Here is a 14,272-nt window from a genome sequence, read left to right as displayed (position 1 = left end):
CCAATGCAAATATCGTAGCTATTATTCCGATCCAGGCATCAATTAAACACCGGGGCCAGAGAGCGATTCGAGATGGAATATGAACTCCAAGACATCCGATCTTTCGTGAAAATCGCCGAACTCGGCAGTTTCCACGAGGCTGCGGAAGCGCTGCATTTGTCCCAGCCGGCGCTCAGCCGGCGGATCAAGAAGCTGGAAGAAGGGTTGGGCACGTCCCTGCTTGAGCGAACCACCCGTCGCGTCAGCCTGACCAGTGTCGGGCGCGACTTCCTGCCCAAGGCCAGGCGCCTGCTGGATGACTTCGAAGACTCGATCCTGAGCATTCGCGAGCTGGCCGAGCGCCAGACCGGCCAGGTGACCCTGGCCTGCATCCCCACCGCCGCGTTCTATTTCCTGCCGTCGGTGATTCGCGACTACAACGAGCAATACCCGAAGATCCGTATCCGCCTGCTTGACCTCAGTGCCAACGACGGGCTTGAAGCCGTGCTGCGCGGTGAAGCCGACTTCGGCATCAACATGATGAGCGGCCAGCACCCGGACATCGAGTTCGTCTCTTTGGTACAGGAGCATTTCGTGCTGGCTTGCCGTCGCGACCACAAGCTGGCAAACCGGGAATGCGTGACCTGGACGGAACTGGCCGACTACCGCCTGATTGGCGTGGGCCGGCTGAGCGGCAACCGAATGCTGCTGGACCACGCCCTGTCCGGGCTCAACCTGCGGCCCAAGTGGTTTTATGAAGTGCAGCACCTGTCCACCTCGCTGGGCATGGTCGAAGCCGGGCTGGGCGTGTCGGCCATGCCCAGCCTGGCCATGCCCAACGCCGACCACCCGACGCTGGTCAGCGTGCCGCTGACCGAACCCGAGGTCACTCGCACCCTGGGCCTGGTCTACCGGCGTGGCGCCTCGCTGTCGCCGGCGGCGGAAAAATTCGTCTCGATCCTGCTGGAGAAGTGGCCCAACCGCTGACCGGTCAGCCTGGCGTTGGCCTGGGTGCAGCGAGGGGTGCAGGGCGGCAGCACTCATCGTCATTCCCCGCCCAGGCCGAGGGTGTTGGGGCGGCGCTTCTCGATGGCGAACTTGAGCAGGGCCGCCGAGCGGAACAGCCCATGGGCGAACTTGCCATAGGGCAACGTGATGAACAGCGCCATGACCGTACCCAGGTGCAGCGCCAGCACGATCGCCATCGCTGCAGTATCACGCAGGCCCAGCAAGGCAAGGCCACTGGCGCTGACCAGCAGCAGGAGCAGGATGAAGGCACGGTCCATGGGGCGCTGGGCGACGTCGCCCTGCTCCGGGGTCCGGCGCAGGTTCAGCGCCAGCAACCCGAGCGGGCCGACGATCAGACCGATACCCCCCAGGGTACCCAGCAGCACCGGCGCGCTGAGCAGCGGGTATGGCGCCTGCTGGCCCAGCAGGTAGTGGTAGCCGGTAGCGACCACCGTGGCGGCAAAGCACAGCATGAAGCCGTAGAAGGTCATGTGATGGAAGCGCCGGCGCCACAGCGTGTAGCGGTCATCGGCATTGTTGCAGCCCTGGCCGTGGCCACCGTCCAGGTACTTCAAGGTCAACACCGCGCTGGTTGCCTCCAGCACGGCGCCTTGGGCGGGTTGCGCCTGGGCGTTTGCAGGCGACACAGCGCGCCAGAAGCGACGTACCGCAACCCCAAGCGCCAGGCCCGCCGCAGCGAATACCCCACCGAACATCAATGCCAGGGTGTTGTGCGGGAATACCGCGTAGAAGTTTCCGGCCAGCCGCCCCGGCAACAACGTGCCGTTGAGCCACAAGGTCAGCAGCAGGAACAGCGATAGGGCCAGCGACAGGGCAACGGCGACGTAGCTGCCGTTGTGCTGATACAGCCGGCCGAAGCGGGCCGGCCAGGCGTACTCGACGTAGGTCTGGCCACGCACCTTGGCCATGGCCTGGGGCACGTTCACGGCAAATTCGTGGGGGTCGGCGTACTGGCAGGCATGCAGGCAGGCCCCACAGTTGTGGCACAGGTTGGCCAGGTAGTGGATGTCGGCCTTGCCGAACTCAAGCCGACGGGTCATTGCCGGGAATACGGCACAAAAGCCCTCGCAGTAGCGGCAGGCATTGCAGATACGCATTTGCCGGTCGACTTCCTGCTCTTCCAGGTTCAGCGCAGGTATCAGTTCAAGTGCTGCGGGTTGGGCGACGGGCTGGTGTGCTTCAGGCAGTTGCGCGGTCATGGTCGTTCTCGTGTTCTGGATGGTCGTGGCCGGTTGCGGCAGCGGCGCTGGTGCCGGCGATGCGGCCGAAGGCAGTGCCGATGGACATGCCGACACCTGCCGTGTAGCCCTTGCCCAGCACATTCCCCGCCATCATTTCGCCGGCGACGAACAGGTTGGGGCTGGGCCGACCGGCAAAATGCACGGCCGCCGTTTCATCGGTGCGCAGCCCCAGGTAGGTGAAGGTCACGCCGGGGCGCAGCGGGTAGCCGTAGTAAGGCGGCGTGTCGAGCGGCCGAGCCCAGTGGCTTTTCACCGGTTGCAGGCCTTGGGTGTGGCAGTCGTCCAGGCGGGTGTGATCGAAGCTGCCGACCCGGCAGGCGCGGTTGTAGGCCTGCACCGTCTCGACGAAGGCCGGCACGGGCAAACCGAGCAACGCCGCCAGCTCCTCCAGGGTGTCGGCGCGGGCGCCCGGGAACACTGGCGGCATGAAACGACCTAGGGCTTTCTGGTCAATGATCGAGAAACCCACCTGCCCTGGCTGCTGAGCCACCAGCCGGCCCCAGATGGCATAGCGCTTGGGCCAGAAATCCTCGCCTTCATCGTAAAAGCGCTGGCCGTCGCGGTTGACCACCACCCCCAGCGACACACAGTCGATACGCGTGCAGATGCCGCCGTCGTAAAGCGGCGCCCGGGCGTCGATCGCCACCATGTGCGCTTGCGTGGGGTCGCCGATGGTGTCGGCACCCTGTTCGATCATGCGGCGCAACAGCACCCCTTCGTTGAACCGCGTACCACGAATCAGGAAGTTGTCCGCAGGCCATTCGCCCCGCTCGTTCTGCCCCCAGGCATCGCGCAACCACTGGCGGTTGGACTCGAAGCCACCGGCCGCCAGCACACAACTGCGCGCCTCGATACGTTCGCCCGGCAGGGTGCGCCCCTGAACCTCGCGCGCCGGCACATGGGCCGCAACGAAGCGGCCGTTGTCCAGCTCGATGTCGGCCACAGGCGTGTCGTAGCGTATCTGCACGCCCAGCTTTTCGGCACTGCGGAAATAGGCATTGACCAGCGCCTTGCCACCCCCCATGAAAAACGCGTTGGTGCGGGCAGTGTGCAGCGCACCGGACAAGGAAGGCTGAAAATGCACGCCATGCCGGTGCATCCAGCCCCGGCAACTGGCAGAGGCACGGATCACCAGGCGCGCGAGCTTTTCGTCGGTCTGGCCCCCGGTGACCTTGAGCAGGTCCTGCCAGAACTCCTCTTCGGGGTATGCTTCGACTAGCACATCCTGCGGGGCGTCATGCATGCAGCGCAGGTTGCGCGTGTGTTGGGAATTGCCACCACGCCAGGCGCGGGGTGCGGCCTCGAGCAGCAGCACGCTGGCTCCGGCCTCGCGCGCCATCAGCGCGGCACAGAGGGCGGCATTACCCCCTCCGATGACTAGCACATCGATCATTTCGCCTCCAGGTCACGAAGCGCCGAATGGTCGGCTGCTCCTCGTGGCCAGGGACTTTAATCAGTGCCTGGGCGGGGCGAAACGCGATGACACCGGGGGGGCCTTCAGTTTTTCTAAAGGGTGGGCAAGCAGCGGGCCACCGTCAGAGCAGCCGGGCGCCAGGCCACCGCCCCTGCTCCACCAGCGCCCGCGCCACTTCCTGCAGCACGATCCGGGTCGCCAGTGCAGCCGGTGACAGCTCGTCGTCGGCCAGGCTGACCATCACATTGCGGCGCTGCGCCTGGGCATCATCAATGGCATAGACCCGCAACCCCGCCTGGTGCGCCCGGGCCACCGTGGCGCCCGGCTGCAGGGTGGCGGCATGGCCCGCACAAACGCAATCCATCAGCAGCGACAGGCCATCGACTTCCATGACAATGTTGGCCTCCAGCCCGGCACGCTCGAAGATCGCGCGCAGGGTCGCGCGCAAGCCGTGCTGTGTGCTGGGCATCACCAAGGGCAGCGTGGCGATCTGCTGCAACGTCAGCGATTCACCCCATTCGGGGCGCACCAGCGCGGCGGGGATGAGTGCAAACAGCCGCTCGGTCAGCAGCGGCCGCACATCCAGCCGCGGCCCCGCTTCTGCCTGGAACAACACCGCAAGGTCAAGGTGCCTGGCGTTGAGCTGGTTCACCAGGTAGCCCGAGAGCATCTCCACCAGGTGCAGGCGGATGTCGGGGTAGCGTTCACGCATCTTGTCGATCAGCGCCAGGCCCAGCACCGACGCTGTAGTCGGCGCCAGGCCCACGCTGACATAGCCGCTCATGCGGCCGCTTTGCGCGGCCAACACAGCGTGCTCTGCCTGGCGCAGGGCCAGGCGCGCGTGGTACTCGAAGGCCAGGCCCGCAGCAGTCGGCGACACGCCGGTGCTCGAGCGCGTCAGCAACCGGGTACAGACCTCGCTTTCCAGCTTTGACAATTGCTGGCTCAGTGCCGAAGCACCGACGCCAAGCTCGACCGCAGCCCTGCCAAGGCTGCCGTGCTCCAGGACACTCAGGAAATAGCGAAGTTGACGTAACTCCATACAGCTCTCTTTCAACGATAGGGGGCTATCCTTGCGCATCTTAGCCTGTAGCAGGCCCGATGGCGCCGCCCCCTGCCGCTAACCGCGCGAATGGGGCAGTGGCTTCAGGCCGCTGTCCTCGATCGCTGCGTCGGCTTGTGGCGATGCCAGGTAGTCAAGCAGCGCCTGCGCGGCGGCATGGTGCTGGCTGTTGCTGACCACCGCGCCCGAATACAGGGTCATTTTCTGGGCTTCGGCCGGGATCAGGCCAACGATATCGATGCCCTTGACGGGTTTGAGCTCGCTCAACTGCTGGAAGCCGATTTCAGCCTGGCCGCGAGCGATCACAGCGCCTACCGGCTCGGCAGGAATCATGTGGGCCTTGGCCGCGAAGCCAGCACCCAGGTGCATGCCGGGGAACAGGGTCTTGGACAGGTAGACGCCGCTGGCGCTGTCGGAGTACGCCACGGATTTGCTGTTGAGCAGTACGGCGCGCAAGCCCTGCAAGGTGCTGATATCCGGCTTGGGCTGGCCTTGGCGCACGGCCATGGCGATGAACGATTGGCCCAGGTCGACCCGGCTGCTCTTGTCAGCCTGGCCACCCGCCACCAGCTTGTCCAAGGCAGCACCCACCATCAGCACAACGTCCGCCGGCTCGGCACGGGCAAGCCTGTTGGGAATGGCCTGTGGCGTTTCGCCCATGGAAGGCGCGGCCAGCACCTGCAGCTTGACCCCGAATTTCTTCTCGTAGGCAGGCGCCACTTCCCGGATTGCGCCCATGATGCCACCGGAGCTCAGGACCGTAAGGGTCGCCGGTTCGGCAGGCGCAGCCTGGGCGAGCGAGCAGGTCAGTGAAGATGCCAATACAGCAGCACAGGACAACATTCGAAACACTGGAGTTTTCTCCGCAGTAAAAGCACGGCATGCTAGCGAAGCGGGAAGCGCCTGCGGCGTGAAGCAGCCATTAAGAATGTTTCACGTACGGTTTTCGAAGCGCTTTTCACCACCCAGTTGTCAATTGAATAACGACCACCGAGCATGGCCCGGGCGAAGCTGTGTGCCTGTCCGTTGCGGCCGGCGCACACCGCAGGTGCGCTCCCCCCATGATCCCTTTCGAGATTGCATCTTGGCCAAACCACGCTCTCCCGCTTCCCCCGACGGCGCCCTCGACTGGCTGAACTTCTTTTTGGCAGATGTGCGCGACGGGCTTGGGCCATACCTGGCCATCTACCTGCTGGCGGTGCATCAATGGCAACCGGCAAGCATCGGCCTGGTGATGAGCCTGGCAGGCATTGCTGCACTGTTGGCGCAAACCCCGGCAGGGGCATTAATCGACCGTACCAAAGCCAAGCGTGCCGTGGTGGTGATCGCTGCGCTGCTGGTGACTGGCAGCTGCCTGCTGTTGCCGTGGATTTCCTCGTTCGGCGGGGTAGCCCTGACCCAGACCATCAGTGCCCTGGCGGGCTCGATCTTTGCGCCAGCGATTGCCGCCATATCCTTGGGCATCAGCGGCCCCAAGGCCTTTACCCGCCGGGTAGGCCGCAACGAAACCTTCAACCATGCCGGCAACGCCTGTTCGGCGCTGCTGGCCGGCGGCCTGGCCTACCTGTTCGGCCCGGTGGTGGTGTTCTACCTGATGGCCGTCTTGACCGTGGCCAGTGTGGTGGCGGTGAGCTGCGTGCCTGCCACGGCCATCGATCACCAACTGGCTCGCGGCCTGGCGCATAGCCCTGGCGGTGATGACGCCCCTGCAGGGCTGCGGGTACTGCTGCACAACCGGACCCTGCTGGTATTCGCCGCGTGTTGCGCGCTGTTTCACCTGGCCAACGCGGCCATGCTGCCACTGGTCAGCCAGAAGCTCTCGCAGGTCGACCTGCAGCTGGCCACCCCGCTGACCTCCGCCTGCATCGTTGCCGCGCAACTGGTGATGGTGCCCATGGCGCTGCTGGTAGGCGCCAAGGCCGAACACTGGGGCCGCAAGCCGTTCCTGCTGATCGGTTTCCTGATACTGCCGCTTCGCGGGGCGCTCTACGTGGTGTCTGACAACCCGTTCTGGCTGGTGGGCGTGCAACTGCTCGATGGCATCGGCGCCGGGATCTTCGGTGCGCTGTTCCCGATTGTGGTCAAGGACCTGACCGAAGGCACCGGCCGATTCAATGTGAGCCTTGGCGCGCTGACCGCGGTGTTCGGGCTGGGCGCCGCGCTCAGCCCTGGCATCGCCGGGCTGGTAGTGCAGGCTGCGGGCTACGATGCGGCGTTCCTGACCCTGGCCGGTATCGCCGGGGTCGCCTTCATCCTGGTAGTGCTGGCGCTGCCAGAAACGCACCCGCGCAGCCTGCCAGCGCCACTGCCCACCCCTGTCGGAAACTGAGCGCCTTATGCAGGTCAGTGAAAGTGCATTGATCATCTGGGCGGTCGCCGCACTGGCGACCTGCGGCGTCATTTTGCGCCCATGGCGCGTTCCGGAGTACGTCTGGGCCATGGGCGGGGCGGTGCTGCTGGTCGGCCTTGGCCTGATGACGCCTCGGCGGGCCCTGGCCGCGGTGGCCGAAGGCGGTGACGTCTACCTGTTTCTGATCGGCATGATGGTACTGGCCGAACTCGCTCGCCAGGAAGGCCTGTTCGACTGGCTGGCACGGTATGCCGTGCAGCATGCGCGGGGTTCCGGGCAACGGCTGTTCGACCTGGTATTCCTGGTGGGCACGCTGGTTACGGTGTTCCTGTCCAACGACGCCACGGCCGTGGTCCTTACCCCGGCAGTCTATGCCGCGTGCAAGGCCGCCAAGGCCGACCCACTGCCCTACCTGTTCATCTGCGCCTTCATCGCCAACGCCGCGAGTTTCGTACTGCCTATCTCCAACCCTGCCAACCTGGTGGTATTCGGCAGCCATATGCCGCCACTGCTGGACTGGCTACGCCAGTTCAGCCTGCCTTCCCTGGCCGCAATCTGCCTGACCTATGGGGTGCTGCGGGTGACTCAGCGCCGGCAGATCCGCCAACCGCTGGCGCTGAGCGTGAGCGGCGCGCCCCTGACGACTGGCGCCCGCCTGTGTGCAATGGGCATCGTGGTCACCGGCGCGTTGCTGCTGGGCGCCTCGGCACTGGACCGGGCGCTGGGGCTGCCAACATTCTGTGCCGGGGTGGCGACCACGGCACTGATCCACCTGTGGCAGCGACGCAGCCCACTGCCGGTGCTGCGCCACGTGGCCTGGGGCGTGCTGCCCTTGGTGGCAGGCCTGTTCATACTGGTCGAAGCCGTTGCACAGACCGGGCTGATCGAACGCCTCGCCCAGGCACTGGCCAGCCTGTCCGCACAAACACCGGTTACCGCCAGCTGGGTCGGCGGCGTGGGTGTAGCGATCGCCAGCAACCTGATGAACAACCTGCCCACCGGGTTGATCGCCGGGTCCATGGGCTCGCTGGTGGCGCTGCCCCAGCAAACCACTGCAGCCTTGCTGATCGGCGTCGACCTGGGGCCGAACCTGTCGATTACCGGCTCCCTGGCCACCCTGTTGTGGCTGGTGGCGATCCGCAGGGAGGGGGAACATGTCAGCGCATGGCGTTTTCTGTGCCTGGGTGCGCTGGTGATGCCACCTGCGTTGGCCGCCGCGCTGCTGGCCCTGTGGGTATGACAGGGCCCGCCAGCGGCCAGCACTGCTAAAGCATCAAGGCGTGGCCGTGGCTGCCTCGGCCGGCTGCGCTTCCTGCTGCACCTGAATCGGCGCTGCTTCGGGCGGCGGTGCCAGCGGCTGCGAACCTTGGCTGTCATCCACCACGGGTGCCACTGGCGCCTCCGTGGCTGGGGCAGCCGCTGCTGGCGCGGGCTGCGTTTCGGTGACAGGCGCGGCCTGCGCGGCGGGCGTAGTTTCAGCAGCGGGTGCCGGCGCTGCTGCCGCCGGGGTCGGTGCCAGCGGGTTCGCCGCCGCTTGCTCCGGCAGCCCCAGGGTAACCGCCGGCTTTTCCACTTTTGGCGCTTCGACCTTGGCTTTGCTGACCTTCTTCGGCTTGGGCAGGTAACTTTCCACCAAGGCAAAATAGCGATCGTAGAATTGCGCCGCCGTTACCGTCTCGCTCGCGACCTTGACCATCGAGTCGTCGCTGGAGCCAATCGGCATCGACACCGACCCCAGCACGCCCACGCCCAGGCTGGCCGAGGTGTTGGACTTTTTCAGCGCGTAGCGGTCCTGCAGGGCGTTGGCGAACATGGTCGAGTGCTGGTCGTCACTCGCGTCTGGCGCGCAGGTAACGTTGAAGCTGATCTGCAGGTGGTTTTCGCTGTTCTGCTGGAAGCTCTTGTTGCCCACTACCTGGTTGGCACCGCTGCTGGTGATGATGTAGCCCTGGCTGAGCAAGGCGCGCCGCGCCGCCTCGCAAGAGCCGGCATCGCTTACCGGGAAACTGCGCGAGAACGTACCCGAGTCAGCGAAGTTCTCGTGCTCGTAGACAGCCGCTTTTTTCGAGGAACAACCGCTCACGCCCGCCAGCACCAGGGCCAGCCCGAGCGCACCAAAGACGGAAGATCTGGTCATTGCGTATTCCGGGTATGTCGAGAGGGTGCCTATTGTGCAACACAGCAGGCAAGCACACCAACCACTGGTCGGTGAAGAACCTGTAAGGTTGGTGTAAATGTGGGCCCAGGCCAATAACAGCCAGGTACCAGAACGAAAAAAGCGACCCGAAGGTCGCTTTGACGTTGCCTCAAGGCGTTCATGGGGCCTTGGGGCGAAGATGGCGCAGCGGACGGGACTCGAACCCGCGACCCCCGGCGTGACAGGCCGGTATTCTAACCGACTGAACTACCGCTGCGCAGTGCGTTCCTCTCTGGCTCTGGGCTTCTTGCGAAACCTGAAGCGGCAGGAACATCTCAGGAAGTGGTGGGTGATGACGGGATCGAACCGCCGACCCTCTGCTTGTAAGGCAGATGCTCTCCCGGCTGAGCTAATCACCCTCGCGATGTTACTTGTTGCGTTTGCTTCGCTGAGGCCGCGAAATTTACGCAGGTGGCGAAGCTAAGTCAATAGCCCCGTTGGATTTTTTTCGAAGAAGTGGCAAGTGGCAAGTGGCAAGTGGCAAGTGGCAAGTGGCAAGTGGCAAGTGGCAAGTGGCAAGAAGAAGCATGGGGTCGCTTGATGAATTTCTGAACCCTACAAATGACGAAGGAACCTTGCGGTCCCCTCTTGCAGCTTGCAGCTTGCAGCTTGCAGCTTGAAGCTCAGGTGTAGATCATCTTGCGGGTCATGCCGCCATCGACCACGAACTCTTGGCCAGTGACGAACGCCGCCTGCCGTGACAGCAACCAGGCAACCATGGCAGCCACATCCTCCACGGTCCCTACCCTGCCCGTCGGGTGCTGGGCGTGGTCGGCTTCGCTCAATGGCTCGGCACGGCGCTGCGCCGGGTCACGGGCATCGATCCAGCCAGGGCTCACCGCATTGACGCGGATCTCCGGGCCCAAACTCATCGCCAGCGCATGGGTCAAGGCCACCAGGCCGCCCTTGCTCGCCGCGTAGGCCTCGGTATCAGGCTCGGACTGCCGCGCCCGGGTGGAGGTGAGGTTGACGATCGCCCCGTTGTGCGCACGCAGGTACGGCGCACAATGCTTGGCCAGCAGCATCGGGCCATTGAGGTTCACCGCCAGCACCCGGTTCCACTGCGCCAGGCTCAGGCTTTCCAAGGTCTGGTTGTGCGGGTTGGCGATCGCTGCATTGCACACCAGCGCATCCAGCCGGCCAAATTGCCCGAGCACCTCGGACACCCCGGCACTGACCTGGGCCTCGTCGGCAACGTCCATGGTGATGAACCAGGCATTGTCACCCAGGGCCTTGGCCACCTTGGCACCCCGCTGCCGGTCTAGGTCGCTGAGCACCACCTGCCAACCCTCGCAGATCAACCAGGCAGCAATACCCAGGCCGATGCCGCGCGCGGCACCGGTCACCAGGGCTACCCGGCCGTTGTGGCCCGGGGTGCTGCCGCCAATCTGCATCACAGTGCGGCCAACCCGCGCGCCAGGTCGGCCTGCAGGTCTGCCACGTCTTCCAGGCCCACGGCAACGCGGATCAGGCTGTCGCGAATACCTGCAGCCTCACGCTCCTGAGGCGACAGGCGCCCGTGGGACGTGGTGGCCGGGTGGGCGATGGTGGTTTTGCTGTCGCCCAGGTTGGTGGTGATGGAAATCACCCGAGTGGCGTCGATGAAGCGCCAGGCGCCCTCTTTGCCGCCCTTGACCTCGAAGCTGACCACTGCACCAAACCCACTCATCTGGCGCTTGGCCAGGGCGTGCTGGGGGTGGCTTGGCAAGCCGGCGTAATGCACCTTCTCCACGCCGTCCTGTTGCTCCAGCCACTCAGCCAGGGCCTGGGCACTTTCGCAATGCGCACGCATGCGCAACCGCAAGGTTTCCAGGCCCTTGGTGAAGATCCAGGCATTGAACGGGCTGAGGGTCGGGCCTGCGGTACGCAGGAAGCCCACCACCTCTTTCATCTGCTCGGCTCGGCCGGCCACTGCGCCGCCCATGCAACGCCCCTGGCCGTCGATGAACTTGGTCGCCGAGTGGAACACGATATCGGCACCCAGCTTCAACGGTTGCTGCAGTGCCGGGGTGCTGAAGCAGTTGTCGACGACCAGCATGGCGCCATGGGCATGGGCGATTTCACTGAGGGCAGTGATATCGACCAGTTCGGCCAGCGGGTTGGACGGCGATTCGACGATCAGCAGCTTGGTGTTGGCCTTGATGGCCTTTTCCCAGCCCGCGAGATCGGCCAGCGGCACGTAGTCCACCTGCAGGCCGAAGCGCTTGAAGTACTTCTCGAACAGGCTGATGGTCGAGCCAAATACGCTCTGCGACACCAGCACATGGTCACCGCCACTGCACAACGACATGACCACCGCAAGCAGCGCCGCCATGCCAGTGGAGGTGCCCACGGCCTGCTCGGCGCCTTCCATCGCTGCCAGCCGCTCTTCGAAGACACGCACCGACGGGTTGGTGTAACGCGAATAGACGTTGCCTGGCGTTTCGCCGGCGAAACGCGCAGCGGCGTCGGCCGCCGTGCGGAACACATAGCTGGAGGTCAGGAACAGCGCTTCGCTGTGCTCGCCTTCCGGTGTACGGCTTTGGCCAGCGCGCACCGCCAGGGTGTCGAAACCGACACCCTCGAGGTCGCTGTCCAGTCGCCCGGCATCCCATTGATCCGTCATGCCGTCGCTCCCTGAATCAGTTGTTGTAGAGGTCGATGATCGCGCTGACCGCCTGGTTCTTGACCTTGGCCAGGTCGTTACGGGCCTGCTCGATGCGGTCAAGGTAGGCTTCGTCGATATCGCCGGTGACATACTCACCGTTGAACACCGCGCAGTCGAAGTGCTCGATCTTGATCTTGCCGCCGCCGACCGAGTCGATCAGGTCCGGCAGGTCCTGATAGACCAGCCAGTCGGCGCCAATCAACTCACCCACCTGTTCGGTGGTGCGGTTGTGGGCGATCAGTTCGTGCACGCTCGGCATGTCGATGCCGTAGACGTTGGGGAAGCGCACTGCCGGGGCTGCCGAGCAGAAGTAGACATTCTTGGCGCCGGCTTCGCGGGCCATCTGGATGATCTGCTTGCACGTGGTACCGCGCACGATCGAATCGTCCACCAGCATCACGTTCTTGCCACGGAATTCCAGTTCGATGGCGTTGAGCTTCTGGCGCACCGACTTCTTGCGCGCCGCCTGGCCAGGCATGATGAAGGTACGGCCGATGTAACGGTTCTTGACAAAGCCTTCGCGGAACTTGACACCCAGGCGGTTGGCCAGCTCCAGGGCGGCGGTGCGGCTGGTGTCTGGAATCGGGATGACCACGTCGATGTCGTGATCAGGGCGCTCGCGCATGATCTTGTCGGCGAGCTTTTCACCCATGCGCAGGCGCGCCTTGTACACCGACACACCGTCGATGATCGAGTCTGGGCGGGCCAGGTAGACATGCTCGAAGATGCATGGCTGCAGCTTCGGCGCTTCGGCGCACTGCTTGGTGAACAGCTGGCCTTCTTCGGTGATGTACACCGCTTCGCCAGGTGCCAGGTCGCGGATCAGGGTGAAACCGAGCACGTCCAGGGCGACGCTTTCGGAGGCGATCATGTATTCCACGCCTTCGTCGGTGTGACGCTGGCCGAACACCACCGGGCGAATGCCGTGCGGGTCACGGAAGCCGACGATACCGTAGCCGGTGATCATTGCCACCACGGCGTAGCCACCCACACAGCGGCTGTGCACGTGGGAAACGGCAGCGAACACGTCTTCTTCGGTCGGCTGCAGCTTGCCGCGCACCGCCAGCTCGTGGGCGAACACGTTGAGCAGCACTTCCGAGTCGGAGTTGGTGTTGACGTGGCGCAGGTCGGACTCGTAGATCTCCTTGGCCAACTGTTCGACGTTGGTCAGGTTGCCGTTATGCGCCAGGGTGATGCCATACGGGGAGTTGACGTAGAACGGCTGGGCCTCGGCCGAGGTCGAGCTGCCCGCGGTCGGGTAGCGCACATGGCCGATGCCGATGTTGCCCACCAGGCGCTGCATGTGGCGCTGCTGGAACACGTCGCGCACCAGGCCATTATCCTTGCGCAGGAACAACCGGCCGTCATGGCTGGTCACGATACCGGCAGCGTCCTGGCCGCGGTGCTGGAGGACCGTAAGCGCGTCATACAGCGCCTGATTGACGTTCGACTTACCGACGATACCGACGATGCCACACATGCGACGCAACCCCTACTTTGATGAAACTTGAGTGAATAGCGCTCAGGGCTTAGCTGGCCCGAGCAACTGTTCCTTGAACGGAAGATCAGCCGGAGCGCTGATCAGACCACCGGGCGACCATTGGCCGGCGAAACCCAGAATCAGGTTTTTCGACCAGTCGGCGACCAGAAGAAATTGTGGTATCAGGCGCGATTCCTGCCACCAGGTGTCCTGTTGAACCGGCCCCAGGCTGATCAGGCCGATGGCCACCACTACCAGCAAGGCCCCGCGCGCGGCGCCGAAGGCCATGCCCAGGAAGCGATCGGTGCCGGACAGCCCGGTCACGCGGATCAGCTCGCCGACCAGGAAGTTGACCATGGCCCCCACCAGCAAGGTGGCGACGAAAAGAATGGCGCAGCCGGCGATGACGCGCATCGATGGTGTCTGGATGTAGCTTTCAAGATACACCGAGAGCGAACCGCCGAACATCCAGGCAACCGCACCGGCAATGATCCAGATGAGCAAGGACAAGGCTTCCTTGACGAAGCCGCGCTTGAGACTGATCAGTGTGGAGACGGCGATGATCGCGATGATCGCCCAATCAACCAGGGTAAATGCCACGGTGCTGCCTGCAGACGTTTGAGGCGGCGCATTTTACCAGAGCGGTGGGGGCTTGGGTAAGCGGAATGTCAGGTGGATTGGTGTTTGCTTCATCGCCGGCAAGCCAGCTCCCACAGGGATCGCCTTTAGGGCTGACAGGTGTTTGCCGTAAGGCCTGGCAGCGCCTGTTAGAGCGAGCGCCGCCCGCGCGGCGCAATCGCGAGCTGCGCTCGCTCCTACGTTTGTTTCGGGCCAATTATTCCTGTGGGATTCGCGCGCGAACGCCTTGGTGC

The 14,272-nt window shown here is 64.4% G+C and carries 12 protein-coding genes and 2 tRNA genes; 3 read left to right on the top strand and 11 right to left on the bottom strand.

Annotated elements, in window-relative coordinates:
* Window positions 1–72 precede the first annotated feature (72 nt).
* The gene (locus QME24_RS21135; RefSeq protein ID WP_009683764.1) at window positions 73–966 is read left to right on the top strand and encodes a LysR family transcriptional regulator; all 894 of its coding nucleotides are present in this window, start codon (window positions 73–75) and stop codon (window positions 964–966) included.
* Between the two features lie 59 nt (window positions 967–1,025).
* Here QME24_RS21135 and tcuB read toward each other — a convergent pair whose 3' ends face one another.
* From tcuB to QME24_RS21115, 4 genes are all read right to left on the bottom strand, one after another.
* Window positions 1,026–2,207 (bottom strand): tricarballylate utilization 4Fe-4S protein TcuB, encoded by a 1,182-nt coding sequence (gene tcuB / locus QME24_RS21130; RefSeq protein ID WP_280091671.1) that lies wholly within the window; start codon window positions 2,205–2,207, stop codon window positions 1,026–1,028.
* Window positions 2,188–3,642: an FAD-dependent tricarballylate dehydrogenase TcuA gene (gene tcuA / locus QME24_RS21125; RefSeq protein WP_232892715.1), complete on the bottom strand. Its 1,455-nt coding sequence runs from the start codon at window positions 3,640–3,642 to the stop codon at window positions 2,188–2,190. Before tcuA ends, tcuB begins: the two co-directional genes overlap by 20 nt.
* A gap of 142 nt (window positions 3,643–3,784) precedes the next feature.
* Window positions 3,785–4,705 carry a LysR family transcriptional regulator gene (locus QME24_RS21120; protein WP_054905328.1) on the bottom strand — a complete coding sequence of 307 codons (921 nt, stop codon included), beginning with the start codon at window positions 4,703–4,705 and terminating at the stop codon, window positions 3,785–3,787.
* A gap of 78 nt (window positions 4,706–4,783) precedes the next feature.
* Complete coding sequence (locus tag QME24_RS21115) at window positions 4,784–5,578, bottom strand: substrate-binding domain-containing protein (protein ID WP_054905329.1); 795 nt, start codon at window positions 5,576–5,578, stop codon at window positions 4,784–4,786.
* Window positions 5,579–5,810: 232 nt separating this feature from the next.
* On the opposite strand from QME24_RS21115, the gene QME24_RS21110 reads away from it, so the two are divergent.
* On the top strand, window positions 5,811–7,055 hold the full coding sequence (locus tag QME24_RS21110) for an MFS transporter (protein WP_054905330.1): 1,245 nt from the start codon (window positions 5,811–5,813) through the stop codon (window positions 7,053–7,055).
* 7 nt (window positions 7,056–7,062) lie between these two features.
* On the top strand, window positions 7,063–8,316 hold the full coding sequence (locus QME24_RS21105; RefSeq protein ID WP_054905331.1) for an arsenic transporter: 1,254 nt from the start codon (window positions 7,063–7,065) through the stop codon (window positions 8,314–8,316).
* 33 nt (window positions 8,317–8,349) lie between these two features.
* On the opposite strand, the gene QME24_RS21100 is transcribed toward QME24_RS21105, so the two are convergent.
* From QME24_RS21100 to QME24_RS21070, 7 genes are all read right to left on the bottom strand, one after another.
* Window positions 8,350–9,213 carry a DUF2242 domain-containing protein gene (locus QME24_RS21100; RefSeq protein WP_009683772.1) on the bottom strand — a complete coding sequence of 288 codons (864 nt, stop codon included), beginning with the start codon at window positions 9,211–9,213 and terminating at the stop codon, window positions 8,350–8,352.
* 200 nt (window positions 9,214–9,413) lie between these two features.
* A tRNA-Asp gene (locus QME24_RS21095) sits at window positions 9,414–9,490 on the bottom strand.
* A 66-nt stretch (window positions 9,491–9,556) separates the two neighbouring features.
* Window positions 9,557–9,632, bottom strand: a tRNA-Val gene (locus QME24_RS21090).
* Window positions 9,633–9,896: 264 nt separating this feature from the next.
* Window positions 9,897–10,667 carry an SDR family oxidoreductase gene (locus tag QME24_RS21085; protein WP_054905332.1) on the bottom strand — a complete coding sequence of 257 codons (771 nt, stop codon included), beginning with the start codon at window positions 10,665–10,667 and terminating at the stop codon, window positions 9,897–9,899.
* Window positions 10,667–11,878, bottom strand: coding sequence for an O-succinylhomoserine sulfhydrylase (locus QME24_RS21080; RefSeq protein ID WP_054905333.1), 1,212 nt, complete (start codon window positions 11,876–11,878; stop codon window positions 10,667–10,669). Before QME24_RS21080 ends, QME24_RS21085 begins: the two co-directional genes overlap by 1 nt.
* A 16-nt stretch (window positions 11,879–11,894) precedes the next feature.
* Window positions 11,895–13,400 carry an amidophosphoribosyltransferase gene (gene purF, locus QME24_RS21075; protein WP_009683775.1) on the bottom strand — a complete coding sequence of 502 codons (1,506 nt, stop codon included), beginning with the start codon at window positions 13,398–13,400 and terminating at the stop codon, window positions 11,895–11,897.
* Window positions 13,401–13,442: 42 nt separating this feature from the next.
* Window positions 13,443–14,000, bottom strand: coding sequence for a CvpA family protein (locus QME24_RS21070; RefSeq protein WP_029886425.1), 558 nt, complete (start codon window positions 13,998–14,000; stop codon window positions 13,443–13,445).
* Between the last annotated feature and the right edge of the window lie 272 nt (window positions 14,001–14,272).

Origin of the sequence: Pseudomonas sp. PARCl1, assembly GCF_947311875.1 — a bacterium.
Taxonomy (GTDB): domain Bacteria; phylum Pseudomonadota; class Gammaproteobacteria; order Pseudomonadales; family Pseudomonadaceae; genus Aquipseudomonas; species Aquipseudomonas juntendi.
The sequence above is the reverse complement of the archived record's forward strand: the minus strand, read 5'-3'. Positions and strand labels throughout refer to the sequence as shown.

Coding starts and splice junctions, on each gene's coding strand:
- QME24_RS21135 (WP_009683764.1), top strand. CDS start 73: ATGGAATATGAACTCCAAGACATCCGATCTTTCGTGAAAATCGCCGAA.
- tcuB (WP_280091671.1), bottom strand. CDS start 2,207: ATGACCGCGCAACTGCCTGAAGCACACCAGCCCGTCGCCCAACCCGCA.
- tcuA (WP_232892715.1), bottom strand. CDS start 3,642: ATGATCGATGTGCTAGTCATCGGAGGGGGTAATGCCGCCCTCTGTGCC.
- QME24_RS21120 (WP_054905328.1), bottom strand. CDS start 4,705: ATGGAGTTACGTCAACTTCGCTATTTCCTGAGTGTCCTGGAGCACGGC.
- QME24_RS21105 (WP_054905331.1), top strand. CDS start 7,063: ATGCAGGTCAGTGAAAGTGCATTGATCATCTGGGCGGTCGCCGCACTG.
- QME24_RS21100 (WP_009683772.1), bottom strand. CDS start 9,213: ATGACCAGATCTTCCGTCTTTGGTGCGCTCGGGCTGGCCCTGGTGCTG.
- QME24_RS21085 (WP_054905332.1), bottom strand. CDS start 10,667: ATGCAGATTGGCGGCAGCACCCCGGGCCACAACGGCCGGGTAGCCCTG.
- QME24_RS21080 (WP_054905333.1), bottom strand. CDS start 11,878: ATGACGGATCAATGGGATGCCGGGCGACTGGACAGCGACCTCGAGGGT.
- purF (WP_009683775.1), bottom strand. CDS start 13,400: ATGTGTGGCATCGTCGGTATCGTCGGTAAGTCGAACGTCAATCAGGCG.